This window comes from Pseudomonas sp. TH37 (genome assembly GCF_016650735.1).
Lineage (GTDB): Bacteria > Pseudomonadota > Gammaproteobacteria > Pseudomonadales > Pseudomonadaceae > Aquipseudomonas > Aquipseudomonas farris.
Window position 1 is genome coordinate 368,009 of record NZ_JAEKFD010000004.1, and the last position, 26,060, is coordinate 394,068.

Here is a 26,060-nt window from a genome sequence, read left to right on the forward strand (position 1 = left end):
AGAAATCATGGACATCAAAACCGACCTGCAACGCATCGCGTTCCAGGAAGAAACCCTGAAGTTTGAGCGCTTCGACAAAGCGACGGCCTGGGACTTGGGCACCCGTTTGAAAACCGCCTGCGAAGAGCAAGGCGTGTCTGCCACGATTGAGGTCAGGCTGGCGCGGGACACCGTGTTTTTCTACTCGATGCCGGGAACCTCCGCCAGCAATGCCGACTGGGCACGACGCAAGCGAAATGTCGTGGAACTGATGGAACTCAGCTCATACCGCGTAGGCCTGTCCTTTAAGCTTCAGGGCGATTCACTCGAAGGTTTGATGGGGTTGCCGTTGCGTGATTACGCCGATCATGGCGGCAGCTTCCCGGTGTCGGTCAAGGGCGTGGGGTGCATTGGCGCCGTCACCGTTTCAGGGCTGCCCCAGCGTGAGGATCATGCCCTGGTGGTTCAGGTGTTGGCACAGATGTGTGGGGTCGACCTGAGCGAACTCGCGCTTGAGGGCGAGTAGCCTGCAGTCGCCACCGAGTCTTGCCCATCAATGCCCGCGCCGCAGGCGGGCATTGGGGTCTCCCAACGAATGGATTACTTCGGTTGCGCCACCGTGCGCAAATAAGGTTTCACCGTTTTGAAGCCATCCGGATATTTCTTCCTGGCGTCCTCATCCGAGACGGAAGTGGGAATGATCACGTCCTCGCCCGGACGCCAGTTCACCGGGGTGGCGACTGTGTGCTTGGCATTCAACTGCAAAGAATCGAGCAGACGCAGCACTTCATCGAAGTTGCGCCCCGCACTCATCGGGTAGATCAGCATCGCCTTGACCTTTTTGTCCGGGCCGATGATAAACACTGAACGCACCGTAGCGTTGTCCACGGCAGTCCGCGCGCCGCCACTGGCATTCGGATGGATCATGTCGTAGAGCTTCGCCACCACCAGGTTCTCGTCCCCGATCATCGGATAGTTGACCGCATGCCCCTGGGTCTCTTCGATGTCTTTAGCCCAGGTCTGATGGTTACTGACAGGGTCGACGCTGAGCCCGACGATCTTGGTGTTGCGCTTATCGAACTCTGGCTTGAGCCCCGCCATGTAGCCGAGCTCAGTGGTGCACACCGGGGTGAAGTCCTTGGGGTGCGAAAACAGGATCGCCCACTTGTCGCCGATCCACTCGTGGAAATGCAGCGGGCCTTCGGTGCTTTCGACGGTAAAGTCCGGTGCTTCGTCGCCAATACGGATTGCCATGTTCGTTCTCCTTACTGTTGAGTCGTAGGGAAGCCGCTGGCTGCTGCTCCAGCGGCATTCAGGATCTGCGTTGAACCTGTCAACGCGGATCAGTATAGGAGACGCTTGAACACAAGGCAGTTATCGCCGCGCCCACTCTGCAGCCCTTGATCGACGGGGCCTTCAAGCCTTCGAGCTACCTTCGACCGACACGGTAAGCCCGGATGTCCTGGCCACCCAGTAGTAGAGAATGCCCGGCACCACCAGCCCGACGATCCAGGAAATATCGACACCGCCAAGCTGCACGACCATCGGTCCGGAATAGAAGTGAGTGTCGACAAAAGGCAGCTGAACCAGCACACCGAAGACATACACGCTGATTCCCAACACATTCCAGCGGCCATAACGCCCCGCCGGGTCGGACAACGCGGGAATGTCATAACGCTCTTTGTTGATGAAGTAATAATCCACCAGGTTGATCGCGCTCCACGGCGTGAAGAAGGTCAACAAAAACAGAATGAAGTATTTGAACGTCGTGAGAAACGAGTGCTGCCCCAGCAATGCAAGCGCGGTGGACGCCCCGACAATCGCCAGCACAAACAGCATGCGTTTGCTGGCGGATATCTCGAAGCCACGACGGAAGCCACTGATAATGGTGGCCACGCACATGAAGCTGCCATAAGCGTTGAGGGTCGACACCGTGACCTTGCCGAACACCACGCTCAAATACAGCAGGGAGGCGATCACGCCGGTGCTGCCCAACCCAACGATGGTGGCGACTTCATGCCCGCGAAAACTCGTGCCCGCCAACGCAGCGGCGAACACTCCCAGCACCATGGACGCTTGAGCGCCCAGCACGGTCCCCAGGCCTACGGCGGTGAACGTCTTCCAGGACGAAGTCTTGCTCGGCAGGTAGCGTGAGTAGTCAGCCACATAAGGGCCAAACGCGATCTGCCAGGACGCGGAAAGGGATACCGCCAGCAGGAAAGTACTCCAGCCGAAATGGCGATTTTCCAGCAACAGACCGATGTCGTTGAGCGTCATCAATCGGGTAAACAGGTAGACGAAGGCAATGATGCCCAGCACGCTGGCCACCCGTCCAACCAAGTGGATGACCCGATAACCGAAGATCGTCAGAAACGCGATGCAGGAAGCGAAAATCAGGATGCCGGCGCTGTCGCTGACATCGATCAGCTGGGCAATGGCCTGCCCCGACAGTACCGCGCCGGTAGCGCTGAAGCCGAGGTACATCAGGCACACCAGCACAATCGGGATCGCCGCCCCATAGACGCCGAATTGCACGCGACTGGAGATCATCTGCGGCAATCCAAGCTTCGGTCCTTGTGCCGCATGCAGGGCAACCACCGCACCGCCGAGCAATTGACCGATCAGCAAGCCAATCAGCGACCAGAACACATCGCCACCCAGCACCACGGCCAGAGCGCCGGTGACGATCGCGGTGATCTGCAGGTTGGCGCCGAGCCACAGGGTGAACTGGCTGTAGAGGCTGCCATGGCGCTCGGCCTCGGGAATGTAATCGATCGAACGTGTCTCGATCAGGGGACTTCGCTGCTGACTATCGCTGACCTTGGTCATTGCGGTGTTTTTCCTGTGAAGAACAGTTTGTTGTTTTTATCGTGTGGGCTTGAATGCTTAAAAGGCCTTGCTGGCACTGGCTACCACGGTGGCAGTGCATAGATCGCCATAGCCGTACCAGCTCGCGCATTCGCTTTTCGACAGGTCGGTATCGATGTAGCTGAGGCCCCAGGTCACGCCCACGAAATCACGGGTCAGTTTGGCTTCCCACTCGGTGTAGGCATCACGGCTTTCGCCGCTGGCGGACCAGAACGCCGGGTCTTTGACATCGTTGCGACCCACGCGCAGGTCCAGGCCGATCTCGGCCGGCAATTCGATTTTGTAGCTGAGGTAGGTGTAAAGGGTGTCCTGGTCCTCGCCAAAGAAGTTCGGCGTATCGTTTGAGTAGTTGGCGCCGAGCTTCACGCCATAAACGTCAAGGATGGCGTAGAGCTCACTCATGTTGAATTGGCCTTCCTTTGGATAGTCGTACTTGAGGTACCCCAGATCCAGACTGATTGCCTCGGTCGCCTGCCAGTAGTAGCCCGCGTAGTACTCGAGTTCCTGCCGGGTCTTGTATGGGCCGCCGAAATCGACATTCGAGGTCCAGGCGCCAATGTACAAGCCGCTGCTGTGCACCAGCGTGGCGCCGGCCTGAACCGCCGGATCCCCCAGGGTTTGCGAAATTCCACGCGTGCGGTAGTCACTGACAACGCCCAAGGTCATGTCCAGGCTGAAGTTGTCGTTAAGTGTCAGTGCCTGGCTGGTCAGGGGAGCCAATACAAGGCTGGCAAGGGTTAATGCTGAGCGTACGTTCATACAAGTCTCTTATTTTTATGGATCAGCGGGTAATTTCGGGCATGGCGTTGCCCAGCCCCTCGCAATGCGAGGAGCAGGAGCATTTTTTTCGGTACTGCCGGCGGGTAGTCGTCAGGACGCGGGCGCGTAAACCTGCTTGCCTGCGAAGAAAGTCTTCAGGACCTTGGTGTCGAACAGCTCGTCGTCGCTGACCTTGAACACATCACGGTCGAGGATGATCAAATCGGCCTGTTTGCCGGGCGCCAGCGAGCCAATCTGTTGCTCCAGCCGCAGGACTTTGGCGGCATTGAGCGTGTAGGCGTAGAACATGGTCTGGCGATCAATGCTTTCATTGGCATTCAACACACCCAGCGGCCCTTTGCGAGTGCTGGCCTGAGCGATGGCATTCCACGGGTTGGGACTGGACACCGGCCAGTCACTGCCACCGGCGATGACCGCGCCGGCGTTATGCAGGGACCTGGCGGGATACTGATAACCGTAAGCGAACGCGCTGATATACGGTTTGACCAACTCCACCGTGTAAGACTCGCCGGTAGCCCACAGCAGCTGCATGGAAGCGATTACGCCAAGCTGCTTGAAGCGCGGGAATTCCTTTGGATTGACCAGTTGCAAGTGAGTGATGCTGTGGGCCATCGGTGTCGGGTTGAGCTTGCGCGCGTATTCAATGCCATTGAGTGACTCACGTACGGCACGGTCGCCGACCGCATGCATGTGCACAATCCAGTCACGCTTCTCCGCCGCGACTACCAATTCACCAAAGTGTGCCGGGTCGATCAGCAGCTGACCGTTTTTGTGACTGTTGGTGAACGGAACAATCACCGCTGCCGTCTGCCCCGGAAACTCCAGAACGCCGTCAGCGAAGACCTTGATACCCGGGAAGCTCAGGTTGGGCACGCCCTCGAATTTCTTCATCACCTTGGCCAGCACTTCCAGATCGGCCGGCCGGCTTTTTGGGTTGGCCAGCAGCAGCGCCGCGACGTGGGCGTTGAGCTCGCCCTTCTCTGCCAGTTCGCGGTAAAGCGGTAGAACACCGTAACTCTGCTCGGTGGCCTGGAAATCGAACAACGAATCACCACTTCCGGCATTCGCTGCCGCGTCCATCCAAGCGGTAACGCCATATTGATTATTGACCTTCACCGCCTCGCGGGCAGCCTTGAGCATGATCTCATTGCCGGGCGCGGGAATCTGACTGCGAACCTTGTCCCAGCGCGACTCAGCGAACAAACCATTGGGAGTGAAGTCCGCTGCGTGCCCCACGAAGCTGCGGTCCTGTTCCGACAGACCTTTTACCAATGCCGCGTCGATTTTCAGACGCTTGAGCATCGCGTTGTTGGCCCAGCCGGTATGCCCGTCAATCCCGCTGAGGACTACCGGTTGGTCCGTCCAGCGGCCCTGATTGAAATGCTGACCGAGCTCGCGGCTTTTCTCCCAATAAGCCGAACTCACCCCGGCAATGCTGATCACGTCACCGGCCCGTGCACGCCCCGCTTCATCCTGCTCGATCACCCATTGTTCGAGTTCCGGCAACGGCTTTACTTCATCCAGCAGGTTGGCCCCTTGGCTGTTGAAGGCCGCAACGACCGGGTGACTATGGGTATCAATCATTCCAGGCATCAGAACTTTGCCCGCCAGATCGATTCGTTGCGTCTGGGCATCGGCCAGGGCGTTGATCTCGGCATTGCTGCCCACTTTTAGAATCTTGCCGTCTTGCACCGCCACTGCCTGAACCAGTGCTTGACCGGGTTCGGCGGTAAAGACCTTGCCGTTGAACAGCACAAGATCAGCGGCGGCCATGGCCTGCACCGAGGAAAGGGCCAGGGCTGCGGCCAACAGGTTGGGAATGAATAGTTGCATCGGAACACTCTCTTGTTTTTATTGGGCGATTCGGGATGTGGACGCTTGTGACAACGCCTTCGGATCAAGTCCAACGAACGGCGCCTTGGCCCACACGACCTTGCCGCCGACCACCGTCAGCAGCACGTCGTTTCGGCCCAGCTCATCCTCCGGCACCTGCATGAAATTCTTGTCCAATACGATCAAGTCGGCGAACTTGCCCACTTCGACCGAACCGACAACAGCGTCCAGTTTCAGTTGCTCGGCGGCGTTCATGGTGATGGTGCGCAGCACGTCAGTGCGCGACAGCGCCGGGTCGGCATTCAACCTGCCCGCATACTTGGGGCCATAGCTGTGCGGGTTCAGCGGATCGCCTGAGCGGGTGACACCGATCTTCAACGCCAGGAATTCATCGAGCGGGTCGACAGGCCAGTCGCTGCCATAAGCAACCCGACCGCCAGCGCGGCTGATGCTGCCCGATGGTTCCATGCGGGCAAAACGCGCAGGCCCGAGATGATCGCTGGTGCCGTCAACCGTGGACGGTGCCTGCTGGGCCCACTGGAACGACATGTTGGCAGTCACGTCGAGCGCCTTGAAGCGCGCATAGTCGGCGGGGTCCACCGACTCGGCGTGAGTAATGGCTGGACGAAAACCGTTACCCGGCAATTGCTGGCGCACGTATTCGATACCGTTCAACGAGTCACGCACCGCTCGGTCTCCGGTGGCGTGAAGGTGCGGATCGAGGCCGGCCTGCACCGCTTGCAACAGCAGCGGATTGAGCACTTGCGGCGGGAAATACAGCTCACCGGCATTCTTGCCAGGCGTCCACTTGGGCGCGGCATCCGTGCCGGCATTGCGCAGGTACGGCGCCAACATTGCCCCGGTATCTGCTGGAGCGTTGATGATGCCGTCCATGAACAATTTGACGTGACGCATGCTCACACCCGGCTCGACTTTGGCTTCGCTCTGGTCATAGGTGTTGGCCAATGCTTTGGCCTCGGCAATGGTTTTCGCCGGGTCTGCAGCAGCGGCGGCAGGGTCGAGTTTGATTGCCAGCAAGGCCCGTGCAGTTAGTTCGCCAGACTGTTGCAGGGTGGTAAACGCTTTGCCATTTTCAGGCCCCGACAAGGCATCGAAGAAACTGGTGATGCCTTGCTGGCGCATGGCGTCGAGCGCCGCGCGGGTCTGCGTGAGTTTTTCTGCATCGCTGGCTGGCGGCACCACGGCGGCCATGGCATCGGCGGCACCGTCTTCGCAGATACCGGTCGGGTTGCCGGCACTGTCGCGCACGTACTTGCCATCCCCCGGATTGGCCGTGTGCTTGTTGATACCCGCGACCGACAGACCGCGAGAGTTTGTCAGCACGGTATGGAAGTCGGTGGAACGGACCTGAATCGGGCGAGTGGTCTTGAGTGCATCCAGCGTCGATTTGTCGGGATCGCCGTCGAGCCCGGTCATGCCCATGCGGTCCCAGCTGCCCACTTCAAGCCAGACATCCGGGCCCTTGCCCTTGTCGGCATCCAGACACGCCTGAATGGTTTCCTGGAAAACCTTGCGAGTCATCGTCTGGTATTTCAGGTCGCACAACGTCATGGCGCGACCACCGTCCCCCGGATGCATGTGCGCATCGACGAAGCCGGGCATCAACATGCGCCCCGCCAGATCGATCAGCTGTGTCTGCGTGCCGATGTACGAGGCAACGCCTTCATCGCTACCGACATAGACAATCTTCCCGCCAGTGACGGCGATCGCCTGCTGCACGGAGTTCTTGCCATCGACGGTATAGACATAGCCGTTGCGCATCACCATGTCAGCAGGTGTCGAACCCTGTGTCTGACACCCCACCAGCGCCATGCAGGAAAATGCCGTTGTCGACGCAACGGCGATAAACAGCCTGGAAAATTTCAACTGCCTCACCTCTATTTTTATAGTTTTGGAAGTGGCCCGAACAGACGGCCGCAAGCCTCTGATATGCAGGCATACCCTATAGGGCGCAGGCGTCGGATGGACCTCTACAAATGAGGAGGGGTGAGGCAATTAAATGACAGGGATCCGATCGGGTGTAGCGGCGGAACCTGTGGGAGCGGGCTTGCTCGCGAAGACGGCGGCATAGTCAACATTGATGTGGCCTGACACATCGCTGAACTCGATGACGCCTTGCTCGCCATCGGTCAGCTCGATCGGGCGTAAGCCTTTTACTGAGGGTGGTTGGGCGCCGAGAAGCCGACATGACGCAGGTCGTAGACGCCGAGCATGGGGTTGTTGGCGTGCCTCTAGGAGGTAGAACGAGGCGGAGATTTTTTGTAGTTGCCCTTGGCGACTTGCTCGGCGATGAGGCCTTGAGCGGATGCCGTGATGGATTTGATCCAGCCGGCAGCCGGGGCATCGTGTTGCGGACCCTTCTCGCCTGTACGAATCCCCAGAAACGAAAAAGCCCAGCGGATAGCTGGGCTTTTTAGTCAATGACACATTCGCCTTAGGCAGAAGCCTTCTCGGCTTTTCGCGCCATCTTGATAGCTTCCGCCTTATCCAGCACGTCACGCTGAGAGGCGATCGCCTTAGACATCGCCACTATAAATACGTCCCGCTTGGTCTCGGGGGAAGCCTTGCAGAAAAATTCAGCCAAAGGACTGGATTTTCCGGTCTTAGCTGCACTCATTTTTCTCTGCCTCGGTTAGGAGCTCGATAAGCTCAAGATGGTTCAACCTAACATTTAGATCGCCTCTAGACCATCAGCCTGCCTGTACGACTCGCGCACAAGAGAATTCAACATCGCCAGAGGTTCCTTGTTTAAGCGCCCTCAAAGTTACGTCCTGAAAGCTACAAACCCTTGCGCCATTGCCTACGGCTGCACCAGAATCCGCCGGCTTGTGCGCCAGGAGCCCCACCGGTAACTTGATTCGTGTCACTGCTCATCAGTGATCGGGTTTAGCAGCCCGTCGTGACGAAGCGCATTTGCATCCAGACAGTCAGGTCATTTCATGCCTGCACTTTATGGTAGCTGTGCGCAGGGCGCCCTCGGGCGCGCCGGATTCGTCTCCGCCGGTCTGCTAACCTGCACACAGCTGCCACCTTCGTTTAGCAGCGATTCGGTGATGGCTCCATATTGTTGGAGACGTAAATATGTTCAAGGTAACGCCAAACCCACCAGACACCGATCCGATATCCCCATACGAACCCGATTCAAAAAAGCTCAATGAGGCCGCCGAACGCGCCCTCAACTTCCATTTCCCGTCGAATGCCGACATCAAAGCCACTGCGCGAACACGCAGCACCCTGTTTTCCGTGGCCCCAGAAGCCACGGCCGAAACCCTGGCGGTTTTTTTGGTCGAGACGCTGGCCTCGGTCGATGTGATGGTCCATCAGTTGGTGGATCATCTGGAGGGTGAGTCGCGCTACGCCCTGCTGGGCATTTCAAACAGCATCATGGTGGCGGAGATCACGGCGAATCGGGTGCTGGATAAAATCGATACGCCTTAGAAATGTGAGTTCCATTCCCCTGTAGGAGCGAAGCTTGCCCGCGAAGGCGTCAGGTCTGGCACACCGCGTTATCGTTCTTCGCGGGCAAGCCTCGCTCCTACAAGGGACGTGTCGTTTCCGAGGCCGAGGTCGCGGAACGCAGCACCGATCCCAGTTCCACCTTGCTCTTCACACCCAGTTGCAGGTAGCAGTTGCGCAGATAGGTGCGGACTGTCGCAGGACTCAATTCAAGTATTTTGGCAATCTCCTTGTAGGAATGGCCGGCGGCGAACAGCATGGCTGCCGTCCGCTCGCGTGGCGCAAGCATCGCCCCGCGCGACTGGGCTTCGAGCGACAGGATGACGTGCTCGGCGTTTGGGCTCAGTGTCAGGGCGCAGCGGCCCAGGCGCATGACGCAAGGTGCCTTTTGCAGTTGCGCGATCACCTGCGCGGGAAGCGTTGAACCGTTCCAGCCGGGTAACTCACGTTCAATGGCTGCACACAGCGTTGCCCCCACGTACAGCAAGCTGCCGTCCATTCGCGCGACGCCAAAGTCCGACGCCCCGTTGCCCGTGTCAAAGCGGATCATGTCCTGCACCTGGAATCGCCACAGCTGCAACAGATGGTCGCAGAAGGCCGAAAACAGATCGGCCTCGCTGTCGTTGAAAGCCGAGGCCTCAAGGCCTCGGTAGAGACAGACGAAGAACATCAAACCGCTTTCGGGTAACTCGAAGGTTATGCACATCAGGTAGTAGAGGTCGTGGCGCCGAGCGAAAGCGTTCACTTCTTCATTGGGGTCGGTGAAGCCGCTGTCGCGCACGACCTCACCGGGTCGACTCATGGTGTCATGGGAGAATTTGTCGTTGCGCGCACACGTGTGCCACTCGGCGGCAAACGACTCGGGCAGATTGATTCGCCCATGCATCCAGTTTCTGGGCGAAACATCGACACCTGACCCGGACATCTCCCCCCACCAGGCCGAAGCGAAGGGCACCAGTTGGCTGAATGCCTGCAGACCGTCGGTGATGAACCGGGATGCACCGCGATCTCGGGCAAGACGCCCCAAGTGCAATACGCAAAGATTGAACGCTTGCAGCGTTGCCATCGACGCCCTGGCGCCGACCTCATCACCCTCCTCCATCGTTCTGATCCCGTTCGCTGCATGGCGTATTATTTTTTTGACCATGCCATAGGCGCAGCGATTGCGTCCAGCACCAGGCTCGCTCGCCACGGCGCTGACGGTGTTTTCAGACTTTGATTTCACTGGCCGGCGTAACATCGATCCGCGCCACGGAGCCGGTCAGATGAGCCAGATCCTTGTTGTGTTCGGCGATGATGTCTTCGGCGCTCATCGTGCCGTTGTCGATGGTGGAATGGGCGTCGGCCACCAGCACGACGTCGTAGCCCAATTGATGCGCCTGTCGAACGGTGGCGTTGATGCAGTAGTCGGTTTGCAGACCGCAGATGATCAGGCGGTCAGCGTCCAGTTCTTGCAGCCGTTCATGCAAGTGGGTCTGGTAGAACGAATCCGGGGTGGTTTTGCGCACGCGCAGGTCTTGGGGTGAAGTCTTCAGACCCTCGGCCAGTTGCCAGCCTTCGCTGCCGTATTGCAGCAGGTCGCCCTCTTCTTCGTGCTGGATCAGGATGACCGGGATGTCGGCGGCCCGGGCTTTGGTGCTGAGGTCGTTGATGGTGTCGATGACGCGCTTGATGTCGAAGCATTCATACTCGCCGGTGCACAGCGCGCGTTGGACATCGATGATCAGGAGTGCGGTGCTCATGGCTTCCTTCCTTAGATAGGTCGGTAAAACGATGGATTACAACTCCCTTTCTGTAGCAGCTGTCGAGCCTGCGAGGCCGCGTTCGAGCGCGAAGCGGTCGCGATTTCAGCGAATGCGGCTGCCTGACTGAACGCGGCTAGCCGATTTTACGACTGCTTCGCAGCCGAACGCAGCCTCGCGGGCTCGGCAGCTGCTACGGGGATCGGGGCCACCCGGGGAGTTCAGGTGGCCGGTGATCGCCTGTTTTAGTAACCGAGTGACAACCCGGTATTACGCCGTGGATCGTTCGCTCCATAGAAGCGGTTCTTGCCCACTGGCTTGCCTTCCAGTGAAGGCGCACCTACCAGAATAGCTGCGATATGGTTCGGGTCCTGCGGCCCGGCAAATTTGTGCCCCCAGCTTTCGAGCATCTTCTTGGTGTCCGGGCTGGTGGCGAAGTTCTCCAGGTTGGTTTCTTCCGGCAGCCATTGCTGGTGGAAACGCGGCGCATCCACCGCTTCCTGGATGTTCATGCCGTAGTCGATCACGTTGAGGATGGTCAGCAGGGTTGCAGTGATGATGCGACTGCCACCGGGAGTGCCGACAACCATGACGACTTTGCCGTCCTTGGTGACGATGGTCGGGCTCATGGACGACAGCGGTGCCTTGCCGGGGGCGATGGCGTTGGCTTCACCCTGCACCAGACCGTACATGTTCGGCACGCCGATTTTCGAGGTGAAGTCATCCATTTCATCGTTGAGGATGACCCCGGTTTTGCTCGCCATGACGCCGGCGCCGAACCAGTCGTTGAGGGTGTAGGTCACCGATACCGCGTTGCCCCATTTGTCGACGATCGAGTAATGGGTGGTATTGCTGCCTTCGTGGGGCGCTACGCCGGGTTTGATCTCGCGGGACACGCCGGCCTTCTGCGGGTCGATGACTTCGCGGATTTTGGTCGCGTAGTTTTTATCCAGCAGATGAGCGATCGGATTTTTCACGAAGTCCGGGTCGCCGAGGTAGCTGTTGCGGTCCACATACGCGTGGCGCATCGCTTCGATCTGGTAGTGCATCGCCTGAGCCGAGCGGAAGCCCAGGTCTTTCATCGGGTAGCCGTCGAGGATGTTCATGATCTCGCAGATCACCACGCCACCGGAGCTTGGCGGTGGCGCCGAGACCACATGATAGCCACGGTAATCGCACTCGATCGGCGCCAGTTCGCGGGTCTGGTACTTGTCGAGGTCGGCCTGGGTGATGATGCCCTTGTTGGCCTGACTGGAGGTGACGATGGCATCGGCCACCCAGCCTTTATAGAAACCGTCGGCGCCCTTCTCGGAAATTTCCCGCAGGGTTTTGCTCAAGTCTTTTTGTACCAGTTTCTGGCCAACCTGCATCGGCTCGCCATTGCTCAGGAAGATCGAGCCTGAGTCGCGCATGTCTTTCTTGAAGACGTCGGTGGCGTACTCCAGCAAGTCGACATCGCCCTGCTCCAGCACAAAACCGTCTTCGGCAAGTTTGATCGCGGGGGCGATCACTTCATTGCGGGGTTTGGTACCGTATTTTTTCAGGGCCAGTTCCATGCCCGAAACGGTGCCCGGCACGCCAACGGCAAGATGACCACGGGTGCTCAGGTCCGGGACAACGTTGCCCGCTTTGTCGAGGTACATGTCGGGGGTCGCGGCCAGCGGGGCTTTTTCACGGAAGTCGAGGAAGGTCTTGCGCCCGTCCGCCAATTGAATCGTCATGAAACCACCACCGCCCAGGTTGCCTGCCGCGGGGTACACCACCGCCAGCGCATAACCCACCGCAACGGCGGCATCGACGGCGTTGCCGCCATTCTTGAGCACATCGACGCCGACGTGGCTGGCCAGATGCTGGGCGGTGACAACCATGCCGTTTTCGGCTGCGACCGGGGCGACGGAGGCCGCGTGGGCCGTCAGGCAGCTCAGCGCCAATGCGGTTGCCACGAGCGATTTGGTAAAGGGTTCGAACTTCATGAGTCGGCCTCTTTTTGTTTTTAGGTTCTGTTCAAAAACAGGGGGAACGGTTCAAGAGCAGTAGGCAAGTATGGCTGGGATTGCGTATTGCGCCTCCCCGACGAGGCAGTATGCTGAGTCCCCTGTTCAGCACTTTTACGGAGTCCGCCGGCATGTCCTACACCTTCACCACCCTGGCGTCTCCGGTCGGCGAATTGAAACTGGTGGCGAAAGGCGCGCGACTGGCGGCCATCCTCTGGGAAAACGACAAACCGGGTCGGGTAAGGCTTGGGCCGATGACTGAAGCAGCGGACAACCCGATCCTGGTGCGCACCGCACAGCAACTGCAGGAATACTTCGCCGGCACGCGTAACTGTTTCGAGCTGGAACTGGATTTTGCCGGGACGGAATTTCAGCAGAAGGTGTGGCAGGCGCTACTGACGATTCCGTTTGGCGAGACTCGCAGCTACAGCGAGATTGCCCGGCAAATCGGCAATCCCAGTGCGGTTCGGGCGGTAGGTGCGGCTAATGGCAAGAATCCGATTTCGATTGTCGCGCCGTGTCATCGGGTGATCGGAGCGTCAGGGAAACTGACGGGGTTTGCCGGTGGGCTTGAGGCTAAGGAACGGCTACTGACACTGGAAGGGTACGAGTGCCACGGGGCTGGCAGGATGGATGATTTGTTTATCTAACGGACTCACACAAACTGCCTAAATCGCCGCCCGCAATTCCCGTGGCGACAGGCCATAGTGTGAACGAAAGCGCACTGCAAAACGTGAGGCCGAGGCATAACCGCTGGCACCGGCAATTTCACCGATGGGGCGAGAAGTGGTTTGCAACCATTGCAGCGCCGTAGCCAGACGAACACTTTCCAGAATATTCCTGAAACTGTCCCCTTCTTTGGCCAGTTGGCGACGCAAAGTCGACTCGCCAAGGTTCAAGTGTTGTGCAACGTGCGCAACAGTCCAGTCTCTCTCCGGGCTGCCCATTACCAACTGCTGCACCCGTTCGCACAGTGGATCGTTGCGGTCCATCAGCAGCGGCCCGGCCTGGCCGCCGAGGCACAAGCTGAGGAGAACCGCTTCCCCATAGTGGGTGCGTAATGCATCCGGCGCGTTCGCATTGATGGAGGCCAATAACTGATCCCATGCCTGTGTTGTATACCTGTCCAGAGGGACACATAGATCTGTCTGCGGGGCACGGCGATGGCTCATGATCTGCTGGCCATATCGGCTGCTGAAATTACGCAGTGTCGAACCGGGAAAGGTCACCACATCGGCGATGTAGTGACCGTGAAGGCCGGGAAAATTTGAGATGCCCAGCTCGCGCCCGGCCGGCATCAGAATCAGATGTTGCGGCCCTGCACGCATCTGCCGGTCATCCCATTGCAGCAGTTTTTCTCCCTGCCGCACTCGACACAAGGCCGTAGCGAATATCGGCACCCGTTGCAATGTATGAGGCTGTCGCGCCCGTATGACACACGCATCGATAATATTTTCCCGGTGCTGTATGCCGAAACAAGGGCGCATCGTTCTTAACGTCCGTAAGTTGAAGTAATGGTCGCTTTGGCCAAGGCGTTGGCATTGAGCATATAGCCCACCAAGGCTCCGCTGGCCTGATTGTCGAGTGGCAGCTTATCGACTTTCAATGCCCATACGGTGAATTGATAGCGATGCGGCTTATCCCCTACAGGAGGGCAAGCCCCGCCAAATCCCGGTTGGCCATAATCGGTTCGCCCTTGTACTGCGCCAGCAGGCAGGTTCGAACCGACCCCTCTTGGCAAACTGCTGGTTGAAGCGGGTAAGTTGACCACCGTCCAATGCCACCAGCCGCTGCCGGTCGGCGCATCAGGATCGTAGACGGTGATCGCGTAACTTTTGGTGCCCGCCGGGGCGTTGTGCCAGGAAAGTTCGGGGGAAGTATTCCCCCCTTCGCAACCAAAGCCCTGGAACACCTCGCGACTGGTCAGCGGGCGGTTCTCGGCAATATCCTGGCTCGTCAGCGAGAAGTCGGCAGCGTGTCCCGTGAGGACGACCCCCATGGACAATGCCGATAGGATTATTCTGATGTTCATCGTGACCTCATCTGAGTGTTGACGTGAGGCACGAGTTTAGAGAGAGCAAAGGCTGGTTACTGTGCCGAAATGCTCGACCATTGTGCCTGAACGCTCTTTCGCGTCAGGCGAGCCGGAACTGCAAAACCACCGCACCTGTTCAAACCGCTCCGAAGACATCCTTCATCGCTGCATACTGCAGCAGCATGATGGTCTTGGCATCGCAGATCTCCCCGCGATAGAACGCCGCCAGCGCCTCGTCGAACTTCCACTCCAGCACTTCCAGTTCTTCGGTTTCTTCCTCCAGCCCGCCGCCATCACTGACTTTCGAAGAGGCGTCGTACTCGGCCATGAAGAAATGCAGCTTTTCAGTCACCGAACCGGGGCTCATATAGGCCTCGAAAACCTTCTGCACATGGTGGACGCGATAGCCGGTTTCCTCTTCGGCTTCAGCGCGAATGCGCTCTTCAGGCGCAGCGCCTTCCAGAAGCCCCGCCGCCACTTCAATCAGCAAACCATCATGGCCGTTGACGAACACCGGCAGCCTGAACTGGCGGGTCAATACGACGGTTTTCTTCTCGCGATTGAACAGCAGAATCGCCGCGCCATTACCCCGGTCGTAGACCTCGCGAGTCTGACGCTGCCAGTCGCCGTTGTTGCGCAAGTAATCGAAGGTGATTTTTTTCAGCAGATACCAGTCGTGGGACAGCACCCGGGACTCGATGATGTTGACCCGCTCGGCTGTGTTCGACATGACAATCCATCCTTATGTTCGTCAGAAAGCGTCCATGGTAGGCGAAAACAGAAAAGCCCTGCGACTGCCGCAATGCTGTTCATTAAGAGAATCTTGAGCCAGAGAAACCTGTGGCGAGGGAGCTTGCTCCCGCTGGGCTGCGTAGCGGCCCCAAAAATCTGACAACCATTGCGATTTTTGTGAGCGCTACGCACTCAAGCGGGAGCAAGGTATCCGTCCGGTCAACACACCTTCCTGACCTTCAGCCAATCTGCTCGAACCGTCGCCTGGTCACGAACAGCCCCGCGCCCACCGGCACGGCAAGGACCGACATCAATCCCAAGTCAAAGCCCAGCAACTGGGTCTGGCTCACTGCAACGCAGCCGATTGCGCCTGCCACCACCAGCGTCACCCCTAGCCACTTGCGCAGCGGGTACGGCTTAAGAAACCGATCAAGTAGAAAGGCCAGCGCCACAACGATGACCGTCTGGGTAATTTCGGACATGTGCAGCCCCACTCAGGTCTTGATGATCAGGGATTCGGAAGAGCGCTGTGGGCCAATCCCACCATTGACCTGCGCCTGGATGCTGACGATTACGTCGCCAGCATGGTAGGTGGGCAGAGCGTCATTGACGTACGAGCGCACACCCGCCGTTACAACAGTACCTGCGGCGACACTGCCTGCAGGTCCGGCTAAACCGCCCACAGTACCGGCAGCGCCACCGAAGGCGGAGGCGGCAAGGTTGGCGACCTTGGTGCGTTGGACATTGAGGGCATCGCCCTGTTGCCGGGTCAGCGGCTTGGAGATGCCGATCATCATCACGCACGGCAGGCTCTTGGCCTGCATCTTGTCGTACACCTCGACGACCTTGCTGTTGACCTCATAGTGGGCGCTTTTCGCCTCGCCAAAATGCAGCTCGCGCAGGCGTCCGCGCTCGCTGTCGGTGAGGGTGATCTGCGAGACGTTGAAGACGATCCCGTGAGTGCCCATGTATTGGAAAGTCCCTTCGAACTTCATCGCACGCATCCCTTCGAGGCAAAGATGGCGATTCTCTACAAGGAGCGCATTGGATTCAAATCATTTCACCTTGCCGGCAAGGTGTGTTGGCTCCCTCGCCACAAGTTCTTACTGACTCAAGACTCTCTTGAGTGAACCGCATTGCGGCGCTTTCATCCTCAGGAAAGTTGCGCCTTGTATTCTTTCTGATACTCCCCGGCGAGGGTTTCTTTCTGTTGGTCGTCGAGTAACTTGCCGGCCATCTGAAAGAACTTCTGCTCCTCCTCTTTGAGGTGGTGATGGACCTTCTCCGAGAGTTTTTTCGCCGTTGCCAACCAGGACGGACTGGACATTTCGGTGGCATCCAGCGCTTCCATCATCTCGTCCATTTCGTGGTGTTCGGAGATAGCGTGGCGGCTAAGATCCACACCGTTGTCGAACTCCATCAGCGGCATGTAGAAATGGCGTTCTTCAGCGGTTGCGTGGGCCTGAAGCTCGGATTTGAGCCGTTTGTAAGCCTCGACCCGTTCCGGGGTGTCGCCACTGGTTTGAATCAGTGCATCGGCATAGCGGCGCTGACGGTCGTGGCTTTCGCGCAAGGCTTCAAAAATGTTCACGGGCTGCCCTCAATGACTGCTTTCAACAACGATGCTGTTCACGCTAGACATTCCCGGAGCCCCGGGGGTTCCTTGGGCTTCGGGGGGATAGAACAATCGCCGCAACCGGGATAGGCTCCGTGTTCACTGCCATAAGGATGTGTTGCCTATGACTCTGCGAATCGAATTGTCGAAAAATGCCACTCCGGAGGAGCGCGAGGCGATCCTCACACCGCTGCGCGCCTACAACGCCTCAAAGGCCGGGGCCACGGTGTCGGAGCAGATTGCTTTGCTGGTACGCAATGACAGCGACGAGATTCTCGGCGGGCTTTATGGCCGAGTGTTTTACCAGTGGTTTTTCATTGAGTTGTTGTCGGTGCCGGAGCTGGCCCGGGGACAAGGGATGGGCTCGAAGCTGATGCAGATGGCCGAAGACCTGGCGCGGGAAAAGGAATGCGTGGGGATCTGGCTGGACACCTTCGACTTCCAGGCACCGGAGTTTTACAAGAAGCACGGTTACAGCGAGTTGGGGCACATTGCCGACTACCCGCCGGGCCACAAGCGCTTCTTTTTTCAGAAGCGTTTGGGCTGATTAAAACGCAAAACCTTGTGGGAGCGAGCTTGCTCGCGATAGCGGCGGATCAGTCGATATCAATGTCGAATGACAAACCGCCATCGCGAGCAAGCTCGCTCCCACAGGAACCGCATCTGCCCAACAACCGGTGCACGAAGTGCCTGCTTACAAACAGGTCGCCAACGCCGCCAAACGGCGCTTGGCGACAAAATCGTCATGCTGCGCGTAGTAGCTCAACGCTGTACCGGAGGCATCAGTGGTCACGTCCACAAAGGACTCGGCCGAACGGGTGTAGACCGTCGAGCCACCCTTCTTGCCCGGCTGCAAATACGCGCCCGCATCGACGCCAAATACCGCTTCGTCCTGCCACGCAAACTGCACGCACTGGGCGACGACTTTTTCCGGTTTGTCCGAGGTCAGGGTTTTGTACGGGGTTTTGGTGCGGGCGTCATTCATCGCCGATCCGGCGCAGCCCGCCAGCAAGGTTGCGGCCAGCGCCACCATCAGAATTCGCATTGCGTTCGCTCATCAAGAAAAAGCGGACTGTATCACCGCGGCGCGGCGTATCGTTCTGCTTTACTTCATTTATACCGCGACACCGCGCAACGATTCGCGCACCCTGTCGCGCCATTAACGCCGCATCGCCCATTTTTCCGGGCGCATTTTTCTGGAAAGGTCATGACACCCAACGCCGAATACTACAAACCGACCGCTGAATACGCCGACAAGCTGATCAGCCAGATCGGTCAGACGCCTTCCTGGATCGCCAAGCGAATTGGCGTCACCGACAAGCGGATTCGCTACATTCTCGATGGCGAAAGAACCGTCAAAGGCGAAACCACGCCGATCCAGATGACCTACCCCGAGCAGTTTGCTCTGGAGTGTCTGGCCGCGGCCGCCAAGGCGAGCAAAAAGCAGTCTTCTAAGGAGTGACCATGGCGGCAACCGAACAGCAACACGAGCAGGCGCTGAAAAAGTTTCTCGATGAGCGTCCTGAGCTGCGCATCGAACTGGACAACCTGAATCCACTGTTGGCCCAGGCCAAGGGTGTGACAGTGGCGCAGTACCGCGACGAGCGCTTGCATGAAGCGTTCGAAGCCGAGGCGGAGCGCCTCGGTTTTTTTGCCTGGGAGCTGACGCTGCAACTGACTGCCGCCACGCCTGAGGATTACCAGGCCCAACGCCTGGAGGTGCACAAGGAAGTCGCGGAGATGGCCGGCATGGACTGGCTGGAGTATTGCGAGTTATATGGGTTAACCAAATAATCATCGCTGCTCAAGGAAGTCCTCTTCAATGCTGCCTTCTCCTTCAGGCACCCGGGCCACGCCGGGGCATCTGCATACTCATAAATGGCGCGGACGCATCGGCCTGTCGCTGGTCGCCGGTTTGTCGGTACTCGCGGGCATGACCGATGCCATCGGCTTCATGGCCAGCGGCGACTTCGTGTCCTTCATGAGCGGCAACACCACCCGTCTGGCCGTGGCGATCAGCGATGGCGATCTCGGGCTGACCCTGCGCCTGGTAATCCTCGTGGCCACATTTGTCGCCGGCAACGCCTTGGGTATTGTCGTCAGCCGTTTCGGTGGCCGGCGGGCGTTGCCGTTGCTGCTGTGCATCGCCACCCTGCTCTGCGGCGCTGCAGCCTGGCCCTACGAAACGCAATTGCCGGCGCTGCTGGCGACGATCATCGCCATGGGCATGCTCAATGCCGCCGTGGAAGAAGTGAACGGCCTGCCGGTCGGCCTGACCTACGTCACCGGCGCGTTGTCGCGGTTTGGCCGTGGGCTGGGGCGGTGGATGCTTGGCGAGCGGCGCAATGGCTGGCGGGTGCAATTGATACCGTGGGCCGGGATGTTTGCCGGTGCGGTGCTTGGCGCGCTGCTGGAACATCATCTTGGGCTCAAGGCCCTGTTTGTCAGCGGGCTGCTGGCGGGGGTGCTGGGGTTGCTGTCGTTGAAGATTCCGCGGCGTTGGCAGTTGGGTTATATGCCGCGCTGAATCTTGTATTGACTGTTCGGGCCTCATCGCGGGCAAGCACGCTCCCATAAGGACTTGTGTGATGCCAAAGATTGCAGCTTCGCTACATAACTTGTGGGAGCGGGCTTGCCCGCGATGACGGTCTACGAGTAAACGCCCTTCGCCGCCCCGCCGATAAAGCTTTATCATGGCCGCAGTTTTGCTGATCGAGTCCGTCATGAAGTTTGCCATTGCGCTGTTTTCCGCCGCCCATGCGCCCTCCTCGCGCCGGGCCTTGCTGTTCGCCCAGGCCGCGCTGGCTGGCGGGCATGAGATTGTCCGGCTGTTTTTCTATCAGGATGGCGTCTACAACGCATCCGGCAGCGTGGTCACGCCTCAGGATGAACAGGACTTACCCAAGCAATGGCGCAACTTTGTCACTGAGCATCAACTCGATGGCGTGGTCTGCATCGCCGCCGCCCTGCGCCGTGGGGTGTTGAACGAGGAAGAAGCCCAGCGCTATCAGCGTGAAGCGGTAGCAGTGGGCGCGCCATGGGAATTGTCCGGCCTCGGCCAGTTGCATGACGCGGTGCAGGACGCTGACCGCTTGATCTGTTTCGGAGGCGCGTGAAATGGCTAAATCCTTGCTGATTATCAGCCGTCAGGCACCGTGGTCCGGGCCGAATGCACGGGAAGCGTTGGACATCGTGCTGGCCGGCGGCGCCTTCGATCTGCCGATCGGCCTGCTGTTCCTCGATGACGGCGTGTTCCAGCTAGCCGCGAAACAGGACGCCAAGGCGTTGCAACAGAAAGACCTGAGCGCCAACCTGCAAGCCTTGCCGATGTTTGGTGTCGAAGACCTGTTCGTGTGCGGTGAAAGCGCTGCTGCCCGAGGTCTGGCCCCTAAAGGTCTGTCGCTTGAAGAAGCCCAGGTGCTGGACGCCCAGGAAATCACCGCCCTTATTGACCGTTACGACCAGGTGATCACCCTCTGATGTCGACTTTGCATGTGTTGTCTCATTCCCCTTTCGGCGACGATCGCCTGAGCAGTTGCCTGCGCGTGATCGGCGCGGACGATGCGTTGCTGCTGAGTGGCGATGCGGCTTATGCCTTGCAGCCAGGCACCGCACCATTCAGCACCCTGCATGCTCGCAGCCTGAAACTGTTCGTGCTGGCCGAAGATGCTCAAGCACGGGCTCTGGAAGTCCCGGATTGGGCCAAGGCCATCGATTACCCGGCCTTCGTCGAACTGTCGATTCACTACGACAAGGTCAACAGTTGGCTATGAAATCCCTGACGGTCGGCGCCCGCGCCATTGAACTGGACAAGGACGGTTTCCTGGTCGAACTGAGCGACTGGTCTGCCGAAGTCGCCGCCGCCCTCGCCGCCGCCGAAGACATCGAGTTGAGTCCGGAACACTGGGAGATCCTCGAACTGCTGCGCAGTTTCTACGACGAATTCCAGCTGTCCCCGGCGACTCGCCCGCTGATCAAGTACACCGCATTGAAACTCGGCCCCGACAAGGGCAACAGCCTGCACCTGAACCGACTGTTCAAAGGCACCCCTGCCAAACTCGCCGCGAAACTGGCGGGCCTGCCCAAACCGACGAATTGCTTATGACCGACTCTCCAGCATTGACCCTCGAAACGCCTGCCGAGCACCCGTTCGCCCAGTTCGTGCGGATCCTTGGCAAAGGCAAACGCGGCGCCCGCGACCTGACCCGAGAGGAAGCCCGCGAGGCCATGGGCATGGTGTTCGACGACAAGGTCGAGGACACCCAGCTCGGCGCGTTCCTGATGCTATTGCGGCATAAGGAAGAAAGCGCCGAGGAAATGGCCGGGTTCACCGAAGCCTTGCGTGAACGCCTGAATCCACCGGCGCTGGCGGTCGATCTGGACTGGCCGACGTATGCCGGCAAGAAGCGTCACCTGCCGTGGTATCTGCTGGCGGCCAAGTGCCTGGCCCAGAACGGCGTGCGCATCTTCATGCATGGCGGCGGCGCGCACACGGCCGGTCGGCTGTACAGCGAACAACTGCTCGAGACGCTGAACATTCCGCTGTGCCGCAACTGGCAGCAGGTCGACGCTGCGCTCGATCAGGGCGGCCTGGCGTTCATGCCATTGGTGGACTGGGCCCCGCAACTTCAGCGGATGATCGACCTGCGCAACACCTTGGGCCTGCGCTCGCCGATCCATTCCCTGGCGCGAATTCTCAATCCACTGGGCGCTCGCTGCGGTCTGCAAAGCATTTTCCACCCCGGCTATCAGGCCGTACATCGCGATGCCAGCGGCTTGCTGGGCGATACCGCCATCGTGATCAAGGGCGATGGTGGTGAAATCGAGATCAATCCAGACGCCGACAGCCACCTGTATGGCACCACCGGCGGCGAAAGCTGGGATGAAGAATGGCCACAGCTGTCGACCCAGCGCCACGTCAAACCGGCGAGCCTGGATCCCGAGCATTTGAAAGCCGTGTGGCGTGGCGATGTGGTCGACAGCTACCCGCAAATGGCGTTGATCTCGACCATGGCCCTGGCGTTGCGCGGCCTCGGCCAGACCCGCGAGCAAGCGTTCGAAACCGCCCAGCAATACTGGGACGCCCGGGACCGATCGATTTAACCGATCATAAACGCCCAACCTTTGCGCTTTTTGTTCGAACCTATGCGCATAGACTCCTCTCCAACGCTTATCGCTTGAGGAGTTTTGAACATGGGTTTGTTAGTCGAAGGTCGCTGGCAGGATCAGTGGTACGAAAGCAGCAAGGACGGCACGTTCCAGCGTGAACAGGCACAACGTCGCAACTGGCTGACCGCCGACGGCAAGCCAGGCCCGACCGGTGTCGGTGGTTTTGCCGCCGACGCTGGTCGTTATCACCTCTACGTATCCCTCGCCTGCCCGTGGGCCCATCGCACGTTGATCCTGCGTAAGCTCAAAGGGTTGGAAAACCTGATCGATGTGTCGGTGGTCAGTTGGTTGATGCTGGAAAACGGCTGGACCTTTGACAAGAGCCTGGGCTCGACCGGCGACAAGCTTGATCACTTCAATTTCATGCACCAGCGCTACACCGCCGATACCGCTAACTACACCGGCCGCGTCACTGTGCCGGTGCTCTGGGACAAACAGACAAATCGCATCGTCAACAATGAGTCGGCGGAGATCATCCGCATGTTCAACAGCGCTTTTGATGAATTGACCGGCAACGACCTGGACTTCTACCCGGCGCCATTGCGGGCCGAGATCGATGCGCTGAACGAGCGGATTTATCCAGCGGTGAATAACGGCGTCTATCGCGCCGGGTTTGCTACGTCGCAGCAGGCTTATGAAGAAGCGTTCGACGAACTGTTTGGTGAGCTGGATCGGCTGGAGCAATTGCTGGGCGCGAATCGGTACCTGACGGGTGAATACCTGACGGAAGCGGATATTCGGCTGTTCACTACGATGATTCGCTTCGATGCGGTGTACTTCGGGCACTTCAAGTGCAACCTGCGACGGATTGCCGATTATCCGAATCTGTCGAACTGGCTACGGGAGATTTATCAGTGGCCGGGGATTGCGGAGACGGTGAGTTTTGAGCACATCAAGAATCACTACTACGGTAGCCACAAGACCATCAATCCGACCGGGATCGTGCCTAAAGGGCCTGCGCAGGATTTCACTGCGGCTCATGATCGGGCGCGGTTGAATGGGAAAGGGGTTTGGCGCAAGGCCGAGCTCTGATCTGAAGCAAGGGGCCTCATCGCGGGCAAGCCCGCTCCCACAGGTTATATGGTGAAGCTGCAATCTTTTGCATCACACAAATCCCTGTGGGAGCGGGCTTGCCCGCGATGGAGGCGACTCGGTCTCTAGACCTGCGCCTGAGCCCCCTCAAACCACGCCAATTTCTCGCGCAGTTGCACCACTTCCCCAACAATGACCAGCGTCGGCGCATGCACTTCATGCTCCGCCACCAGCCGTGGAAGGTCGGCCAGGGTGCCGGTAAACACCCGCTGATTGACCGTGGTGCCCTGCTGGATCAACGCCGCCGGGGTATCGGCCGCGCGACCGTGCTTGATCAACTGCTCGCAGATGATCGGCAGGCCCACCAACCCCATGTAAAACACCAGGGTTTGCGCCGGCGCGACCAGGTCGGCCCACGGCAAATCGGTGGAACCGTCCTTGAGATGCCCGGTGACGAACCGCACCGACTGCGCGTAATCACGGTGAGTCAGCGGAATCCCGGCATACGCCGCGCAACCGCTGGCTGCAGTAATGCCCGGCACCACCTGAAACGGAATGCCATGGGCCGCCAGCTCTTCGATCTCTTCACCGCCACGCCCGAAGATAAACGGATCGCCGCCCTTCAAACGCACCACGCGCTTGCCGGCCTTGGCCAGATCCACCAGATGCTGGTTGATCTGTTCCTGAGGCACGGCGTGATCGGCGCGACGCTTGCCAACGTAGACCCGCTCGGCATCGCGACGGCACAAATCCAGAATCGCCGGCGCCACCAGGCGGTCATACAGCACCACGTCGGCTTGCTGCATCAGACGCAAGGCGCGGAAGGTCAACAGGTCGGGGTCACCCGGCCCGGCGCCCACCAGATAAACCTCGCCGGTAGCGACAGGGGCTTCGCCATTGATTTTCGCCAGCATCAAGCGCTCGGCCTCGGCGCCCTGCCCGGCCAGTTGCCGGTCGGCAATCGGGCCCTGGAATACATCCTCCCAGAACGCCCGGCGCTGCTGCACATCCGGAAACAGGCCTTTGACCTGAGTGCGGAAACGCGCTGCCAGACCGGCCAGTTGACCGTAGGTGGAAGGAATCCAGGTTTCCAGCTTGGCGCGAATCAACCGCGCCAGCACCGGCGCATCGCCGCCGCTGGACACCGCAATGATCAATGGGGAACGGTCGACGATCGCCGGGAAGATCACGCTACACAGGGCCGGCGCGTCCACCACGTTGACCGGCACGCAACGCCGATGGGCATCGGCGGAGACTTGCGCGTTCAGCGGTTCGTCGTCGGTGGCGGCGATAATCAGCCCGCAACCGTCCAGATCCGTTTCGGCGTAGCCACGCAACAGGCACTCGCCACCGCTGCCAACCACAAGCTCGCGCAGTTGCGGTTCGATTTCAGGTGCGACCACCCGCAGCAGCGCACCGGCTTCGGCCAGCAGGCGGGATTTGCGCAAGGCAATCTCCCCTCCGCCGACGACCAATACACGACTGCCGCGAAGGTTATGAAACAGCGGCAGATAGTCCATTTAGCCGATGACCTCAAGGCCACCCATGTACGGCTTAAGCACTTCAGGCACACGGATCGAACCGTCGGCCTGCTGGTAGTTCTCAAGCACCGCCACCAGGGTACGACCGACCGCCAGGCCGGAACCGTTCAGGGTGTGAACCAGCTCAGGCTTGCCGGTTTCCGGGTTGCGGAAACGCGCTTGCATGCGGCGGGCCTGGAAGTCGCCACAGTTGGAGCACGACGAAATTTCGCGGTATTTGTCCTGGCTCGGAATCCACACTTCCAGGTCGTAGGTCTTGACCGCGCTGAAGCCCATGTCGCCCGTGCACAGAGCCAGGGTGCGATACGGCAACTCCAGCAGTTGCAGGACTTTTTCGGCGTTGGCAGTCAGGCCTTCCAGCGCTTCCATCGAGGTCGATGGCTCAACGATCTGGACCATCTCGACCTTGTCGAACTGGTGCTGACGGATCATGCCGCGAGTGTCGCGACCCGATGCACCGGCCTCGCTGCGGAAGCACGGCGTGTGCGCCACGAACTTGATCGGCAGCAATTTCGAATCGACGATCTCGCCAGCAACGATGTTGGTCAGCGACACTTCAGCGGTCGGGATCAGGTACAGATCGGCTTCGCCTTCGCGGCTGATCTTGAACAGGTCTTCTTCGAACTTCGGCAACTGACCGGTGCCCTGCAACGCAGGCGCCTGCACCAGGTACGGGGTGTAAGCCTCTTCGTAACCGTGTTCGTTGATGTGCAGGTTGATCATGAACTGTGCCAGCGCACGGTGCAGACGGGCGATCGGGCCGCGCAGCAGGGCGAAACGGGCGCCGGACAACTTGGCGGCGGTTTCGAAGTCCAGCCAGCCGAACTTCTCGCCCAGGGCCACGTGGTCCTGAACCGGGAAATCGAAGGCTTTAGGCGTGCCCCAGCGGCGCACTTCAACGTTGCCTTCTTCGTCATCGCCGACCGGCACCGATTCGTGCGGCAGGTTTGGAATGCCCAGCAGGATCGAATCCAGCTCGGTCTGGATCGCGTCCAGCTCGACTTTACCGGCGCTCAACTCACCCGCCATGCGCTCGACGTCCGCCATCAACGGCGCGATGTCTTCGCCGCGCTGCTTGGCCTGACCGATGGACTTGGAGCGCGCGTTACGTTCAGCCTGCAGTGCCTCGGTACGGGTCTGGACGGTCTTGCGCTGTTCTTCCAGCGCTTCGATGCGCGCAACATCCAGCGTGTAGCCACGGGATGCCAGGCGGTCCGCTACGTCCTGAAGGTTGCTACGTAACAGTTTGGAATCGAGCATGTC

The 26,060-nt window shown here is 59.3% G+C and carries 31 protein-coding genes; 13 read left to right on the forward strand and 18 right to left on the reverse strand.

What is annotated here, in order from left to right; all coding sequences use genetic code 11:
- The first annotated feature begins 7 nt into the window (after positions 1-7).
- Positions 8-505 carry a heme-degrading domain-containing protein gene (locus tag JFU11_RS13745; protein WP_201060909.1) on the forward strand — a complete coding sequence of 166 codons (498 nt, stop codon included), beginning with the start codon at positions 8-10 and terminating at the stop codon, positions 503-505.
- A 74-nt stretch (positions 506-579) separates the two neighbouring features.
- On the opposite strand, the gene JFU11_RS13750 is transcribed toward JFU11_RS13745, so the two are convergent.
- The 6 genes from JFU11_RS13750 to JFU11_RS13775 form a co-directional block, all read right to left on the reverse strand.
- Positions 580-1,233 (reverse strand): peroxiredoxin, encoded by a 654-nt coding sequence (locus tag JFU11_RS13750; RefSeq protein ID WP_038982589.1) that lies wholly within the window; start codon positions 1,231-1,233, stop codon positions 580-582.
- 162 nt (positions 1,234-1,395) lie between these two features.
- Complete coding sequence (locus JFU11_RS13755; RefSeq protein WP_201060910.1) at positions 1,396-2,808, reverse strand: cytosine permease; 1,413 nt, start codon at positions 2,806-2,808, stop codon at positions 1,396-1,398.
- 57 nt (positions 2,809-2,865) lie between these two features.
- Positions 2,866-3,606 carry a TorF family putative porin gene (locus JFU11_RS13760; RefSeq protein WP_123722053.1) on the reverse strand — a complete coding sequence of 247 codons (741 nt, stop codon included), beginning with the start codon at positions 3,604-3,606 and terminating at the stop codon, positions 2,866-2,868.
- Between the two features lie 111 nt (positions 3,607-3,717).
- Complete coding sequence (locus JFU11_RS13765) at positions 3,718-5,460, reverse strand: amidohydrolase (protein WP_201060911.1); 1,743 nt, start codon at positions 5,458-5,460, stop codon at positions 3,718-3,720.
- 18 nt (positions 5,461-5,478) lie between these two features.
- On the reverse strand, positions 5,479-7,347 hold the full coding sequence (locus tag JFU11_RS13770; RefSeq protein ID WP_201060912.1) for an amidohydrolase: 1,869 nt from the start codon (positions 7,345-7,347) through the stop codon (positions 5,479-5,481).
- Positions 7,348-7,915: 568 nt separating this feature from the next.
- Positions 7,916-8,098 (reverse strand): hypothetical protein, encoded by a 183-nt coding sequence (locus JFU11_RS13775; protein ID WP_123722050.1) that lies wholly within the window; start codon positions 8,096-8,098, stop codon positions 7,916-7,918.
- A gap of 464 nt (positions 8,099-8,562) precedes the next feature.
- Here JFU11_RS13775 and JFU11_RS13780 point away from each other — a divergent pair, with 464 nt between their 5' ends.
- Positions 8,563-8,919 carry a DUF6124 family protein gene (locus JFU11_RS13780; RefSeq protein ID WP_123722049.1) on the forward strand — a complete coding sequence of 119 codons (357 nt, stop codon included), beginning with the start codon at positions 8,563-8,565 and terminating at the stop codon, positions 8,917-8,919.
- A 97-nt stretch (positions 8,920-9,016) separates the two neighbouring features.
- Here JFU11_RS13780 and JFU11_RS13785 read toward each other — a convergent pair whose 3' ends face one another.
- The 3 genes from JFU11_RS13785 to ggt all read right to left on the reverse strand — a co-directional run bounded on the left by JFU11_RS13785 (position 9,017) and on the right by ggt (position 12,652).
- Positions 9,017-10,039: a helix-turn-helix transcriptional regulator gene (locus tag JFU11_RS13785; RefSeq protein WP_123722048.1), complete on the reverse strand. Its 1,023-nt coding sequence runs from the start codon at positions 10,037-10,039 to the stop codon at positions 9,017-9,019.
- 106 nt (positions 10,040-10,145) lie between these two features.
- A complete protein-coding gene (locus JFU11_RS13790) occupies positions 10,146-10,679 on the reverse strand; it encodes a cysteine hydrolase family protein (RefSeq protein WP_123722047.1) in 534 nt (177 codons plus the stop codon).
- 245 nt (positions 10,680-10,924) lie between these two features.
- Positions 10,925-12,652, reverse strand: a complete 1,728-nt coding sequence (gene ggt / locus JFU11_RS13795; RefSeq protein WP_201060914.1) for a gamma-glutamyltransferase — start codon at positions 12,650-12,652, stop codon at positions 10,925-10,927.
- Positions 12,653-12,804: 152 nt separating this feature from the next.
- On the opposite strand from ggt, the gene JFU11_RS13800 reads away from it, so the two are divergent.
- Positions 12,805-13,323, forward strand: a complete 519-nt coding sequence (locus JFU11_RS13800) for a methylated-DNA--[protein]-cysteine S-methyltransferase (protein ID WP_201087418.1) — start codon at positions 12,805-12,807, stop codon at positions 13,321-13,323.
- An 18-nt stretch (positions 13,324-13,341) separates the two neighbouring features.
- Here the strand turns inward: JFU11_RS13800 and JFU11_RS13805 are convergent, their stop codons facing one another.
- The 6 genes from JFU11_RS13805 to JFU11_RS13830 form a co-directional block, all read right to left on the reverse strand.
- On the reverse strand, positions 13,342-14,160 hold the full coding sequence (locus tag JFU11_RS13805; RefSeq protein ID WP_201087407.1) for a helix-turn-helix domain-containing protein: 819 nt from the start codon (positions 14,158-14,160) through the stop codon (positions 13,342-13,344).
- Between the two features lie 5 nt (positions 14,161-14,165).
- Complete coding sequence (locus JFU11_RS13810; protein ID WP_201060916.1) at positions 14,166-14,705, reverse strand: kinase inhibitor; 540 nt, start codon at positions 14,703-14,705, stop codon at positions 14,166-14,168.
- Between the two features lie 139 nt (positions 14,706-14,844).
- Positions 14,845-15,438: an NUDIX domain-containing protein gene (locus JFU11_RS13815; RefSeq protein WP_201060917.1), complete on the reverse strand. Its 594-nt coding sequence runs from the start codon at positions 15,436-15,438 to the stop codon at positions 14,845-14,847.
- Between the two features lie 241 nt (positions 15,439-15,679).
- On the reverse strand, positions 15,680-15,922 hold the full coding sequence (locus JFU11_RS13820; RefSeq protein ID WP_019580101.1) for a hypothetical protein: 243 nt from the start codon (positions 15,920-15,922) through the stop codon (positions 15,680-15,682).
- A 12-nt stretch (positions 15,923-15,934) separates the two neighbouring features.
- The gene (locus tag JFU11_RS13825) at positions 15,935-16,435 is read right to left on the reverse strand and encodes a hypothetical protein (RefSeq protein ID WP_123722042.1); all 501 of its coding nucleotides are present in this window, start codon (positions 16,433-16,435) and stop codon (positions 15,935-15,937) included.
- Positions 16,436-16,593: 158 nt separating this feature from the next.
- Complete coding sequence (locus tag JFU11_RS13830; protein WP_123722041.1) at positions 16,594-17,031, reverse strand: hemerythrin domain-containing protein; 438 nt, start codon at positions 17,029-17,031, stop codon at positions 16,594-16,596.
- A 148-nt stretch (positions 17,032-17,179) separates the two neighbouring features.
- On the opposite strand from JFU11_RS13830, the gene JFU11_RS13835 reads away from it, so the two are divergent.
- Positions 17,180-17,602: a GNAT family N-acetyltransferase gene (locus JFU11_RS13835; RefSeq protein ID WP_123722040.1), complete on the forward strand. Its 423-nt coding sequence runs from the start codon at positions 17,180-17,182 to the stop codon at positions 17,600-17,602.
- A gap of 147 nt (positions 17,603-17,749) precedes the next feature.
- Here JFU11_RS13835 and JFU11_RS13840 read toward each other — a convergent pair whose 3' ends face one another.
- On the reverse strand, positions 17,750-18,100 hold the full coding sequence (locus tag JFU11_RS13840; RefSeq protein ID WP_007904889.1) for a hypothetical protein: 351 nt from the start codon (positions 18,098-18,100) through the stop codon (positions 17,750-17,752).
- Positions 18,101-18,262: 162 nt separating this feature from the next.
- Between JFU11_RS13840 and JFU11_RS13845 the strand changes: the two genes are divergently transcribed.
- The 9 genes from JFU11_RS13845 (at position 18,263) to JFU11_RS13885 (ending at position 23,256) form a co-directional block, all read left to right on the forward strand.
- A complete protein-coding gene (locus tag JFU11_RS13845; protein WP_008008546.1) occupies positions 18,263-18,517 on the forward strand; it encodes a hypothetical protein in 255 nt (84 codons plus the stop codon).
- Positions 18,518-18,519: 2 nt separating this feature from the next.
- Complete coding sequence (locus tag JFU11_RS13850; RefSeq protein ID WP_123722039.1) at positions 18,520-18,849, forward strand: DUF6388 family protein; 330 nt, start codon at positions 18,520-18,522, stop codon at positions 18,847-18,849.
- Positions 18,850-18,877: 28 nt separating this feature from the next.
- A complete protein-coding gene (locus JFU11_RS13855; protein WP_123722038.1) occupies positions 18,878-19,582 on the forward strand; it encodes a YoaK family protein in 705 nt (234 codons plus the stop codon).
- A 196-nt stretch (positions 19,583-19,778) separates the two neighbouring features.
- Positions 19,779-20,171: a sulfurtransferase complex subunit TusD gene (gene tusD, locus JFU11_RS13860; protein WP_048396957.1), complete on the forward strand. Its 393-nt coding sequence runs from the start codon at positions 19,779-19,781 to the stop codon at positions 20,169-20,171.
- 1 nt (position 20,172) lies between these two features.
- A complete protein-coding gene (gene tusC, locus JFU11_RS13865; RefSeq protein ID WP_123722037.1) occupies positions 20,173-20,535 on the forward strand; it encodes a sulfurtransferase complex subunit TusC in 363 nt (120 codons plus the stop codon).
- Positions 20,535-20,828 (forward strand): sulfurtransferase complex subunit TusB, encoded by a 294-nt coding sequence (gene tusB, locus JFU11_RS13870; RefSeq protein ID WP_123722036.1) that lies wholly within the window; start codon positions 20,535-20,537, stop codon positions 20,826-20,828. Before tusC ends, tusB begins: the two co-directional genes overlap by 1 nt.
- Positions 20,825-21,160, forward strand: coding sequence for a TusE/DsrC/DsvC family sulfur relay protein (locus JFU11_RS13875; protein WP_048396941.1), 336 nt, complete (start codon positions 20,825-20,827; stop codon positions 21,158-21,160). The genes tusB and JFU11_RS13875 overlap by 4 nt, the downstream gene beginning before the upstream one ends.
- Positions 21,157-22,158: a glycosyl transferase family protein gene (locus tag JFU11_RS13880; protein WP_201060918.1), complete on the forward strand. Its 1,002-nt coding sequence runs from the start codon at positions 21,157-21,159 to the stop codon at positions 22,156-22,158. The genes JFU11_RS13875 and JFU11_RS13880 overlap by 4 nt, the downstream gene beginning before the upstream one ends.
- 90 nt (positions 22,159-22,248) lie before the next feature.
- Entirely contained in the window at positions 22,249-23,256 is a 1,008-nt protein-coding gene (locus JFU11_RS13885) for a glutathione S-transferase family protein (RefSeq protein ID WP_201060919.1), read from the forward strand.
- A gap of 125 nt (positions 23,257-23,381) precedes the next feature.
- On the opposite strand, the gene cysG is transcribed toward JFU11_RS13885, so the two are convergent.
- Both cysG and serS read right to left on the reverse strand, forming a co-directional pair.
- Positions 23,382-24,776: a siroheme synthase CysG gene (gene cysG, locus JFU11_RS13890; protein WP_052967901.1), complete on the reverse strand. Its 1,395-nt coding sequence runs from the start codon at positions 24,774-24,776 to the stop codon at positions 23,382-23,384.
- Complete coding sequence (gene serS / locus JFU11_RS13895; RefSeq protein WP_050682726.1) at positions 24,777-26,057, reverse strand: serine--tRNA ligase; 1,281 nt, start codon at positions 26,055-26,057, stop codon at positions 24,777-24,779.
- Positions 26,058-26,060 lie beyond the last annotated feature (3 nt).

Excerpts from the sequence above, each read along its gene's own strand:
- JFU11_RS13875 (WP_048396941.1), top strand. The coding sequence starts at position 20,825 with ATGAAATCCCTGACGGTCGGCGCCCGCGCCATTGAACTGGACAAGGAC.
- JFU11_RS13810 (WP_201060916.1), bottom strand. The coding sequence starts at position 14,705 with ATGAACATCAGAATAATCCTATCGGCATTGTCCATGGGGGTCGTCCTC.
- JFU11_RS13765 (WP_201060911.1), bottom strand. The coding sequence starts at position 5,460 with ATGCAACTATTCATTCCCAACCTGTTGGCCGCAGCCCTGGCCCTTTCC.
- ggt (WP_201060914.1), bottom strand. The coding sequence starts at position 12,652 with ATGAAGTTCGAACCCTTTACCAAATCGCTCGTGGCAACCGCATTGGCG.
- JFU11_RS13790 (WP_123722047.1), bottom strand. The coding sequence starts at position 10,679 with ATGAGCACCGCACTCCTGATCATCGATGTCCAACGCGCGCTGTGCACC.
- JFU11_RS13760 (WP_123722053.1), bottom strand. The coding sequence starts at position 3,606 with ATGAACGTACGCTCAGCATTAACCCTTGCCAGCCTTGTATTGGCTCCC.
- JFU11_RS13745 (WP_201060909.1), top strand. The coding sequence starts at position 8 with ATGGACATCAAAACCGACCTGCAACGCATCGCGTTCCAGGAAGAAACC.
- JFU11_RS13755 (WP_201060910.1), bottom strand. The coding sequence starts at position 2,808 with ATGACCAAGGTCAGCGATAGTCAGCAGCGAAGTCCCCTGATCGAGACA.
- JFU11_RS13805 (WP_201087407.1), bottom strand. The coding sequence starts at position 14,160 with ATGCGCCCTTGTTTCGGCATACAGCACCGGGAAAATATTATCGATGCG.
- tusB (WP_123722036.1), top strand. The coding sequence starts at position 20,535 with ATGTCGACTTTGCATGTGTTGTCTCATTCCCCTTTCGGCGACGATCGC.
- JFU11_RS13775 (WP_123722050.1), bottom strand. The coding sequence starts at position 8,098 with ATGAGTGCAGCTAAGACCGGAAAATCCAGTCCTTTGGCTGAATTTTTC.
- JFU11_RS13820 (WP_019580101.1), bottom strand. The coding sequence starts at position 15,922 with ATGTCCGAAATTACCCAGACGGTCATCGTTGTGGCGCTGGCCTTTCTA.
- JFU11_RS13835 (WP_123722040.1), top strand. The coding sequence starts at position 17,180 with ATGACTCTGCGAATCGAATTGTCGAAAAATGCCACTCCGGAGGAGCGC.
- tusD (WP_048396957.1), top strand. The coding sequence starts at position 19,779 with ATGAAGTTTGCCATTGCGCTGTTTTCCGCCGCCCATGCGCCCTCCTCG.
- JFU11_RS13815 (WP_201060917.1), bottom strand. The coding sequence starts at position 15,438 with ATGTCGAACACAGCCGAGCGGGTCAACATCATCGAGTCCCGGGTGCTG.
- JFU11_RS13850 (WP_123722039.1), top strand. The coding sequence starts at position 18,520 with ATGGCGGCAACCGAACAGCAACACGAGCAGGCGCTGAAAAAGTTTCTC.
- JFU11_RS13800 (WP_201087418.1), top strand. The coding sequence starts at position 12,805 with ATGTCCTACACCTTCACCACCCTGGCGTCTCCGGTCGGCGAATTGAAA.
- JFU11_RS13780 (WP_123722049.1), top strand. The coding sequence starts at position 8,563 with ATGTTCAAGGTAACGCCAAACCCACCAGACACCGATCCGATATCCCCA.
- JFU11_RS13885 (WP_201060919.1), top strand. The coding sequence starts at position 22,249 with ATGGGTTTGTTAGTCGAAGGTCGCTGGCAGGATCAGTGGTACGAAAGC.
- cysG (WP_052967901.1), bottom strand. The coding sequence starts at position 24,776 with ATGGACTATCTGCCGCTGTTTCATAACCTTCGCGGCAGTCGTGTATTG.
- JFU11_RS13750 (WP_038982589.1), bottom strand. The coding sequence starts at position 1,233 with ATGGCAATCCGTATTGGCGACGAAGCACCGGACTTTACCGTCGAAAGC.
- JFU11_RS13855 (WP_123722038.1), top strand. The coding sequence starts at position 18,878 with ATGCTGCCTTCTCCTTCAGGCACCCGGGCCACGCCGGGGCATCTGCAT.
- JFU11_RS13840 (WP_007904889.1), bottom strand. The coding sequence starts at position 18,100 with ATGCGAATTCTGATGGTGGCGCTGGCCGCAACCTTGCTGGCGGGCTGC.
- JFU11_RS13785 (WP_123722048.1), bottom strand. The coding sequence starts at position 10,039 with ATGGAGGAGGGTGATGAGGTCGGCGCCAGGGCGTCGATGGCAACGCTG.
- serS (WP_050682726.1), bottom strand. The coding sequence starts at position 26,057 with ATGCTCGATTCCAAACTGTTACGTAGCAACCTTCAGGACGTAGCGGAC.
- JFU11_RS13825 (WP_123722042.1), bottom strand. The coding sequence starts at position 16,435 with ATGAAGTTCGAAGGGACTTTCCAATACATGGGCACTCACGGGATCGTC.
- tusC (WP_123722037.1), top strand. The coding sequence starts at position 20,173 with ATGGCTAAATCCTTGCTGATTATCAGCCGTCAGGCACCGTGGTCCGGG.
- JFU11_RS13845 (WP_008008546.1), top strand. The coding sequence starts at position 18,263 with ATGACACCCAACGCCGAATACTACAAACCGACCGCTGAATACGCCGAC.
- JFU11_RS13880 (WP_201060918.1), top strand. The coding sequence starts at position 21,157 with ATGACCGACTCTCCAGCATTGACCCTCGAAACGCCTGCCGAGCACCCG.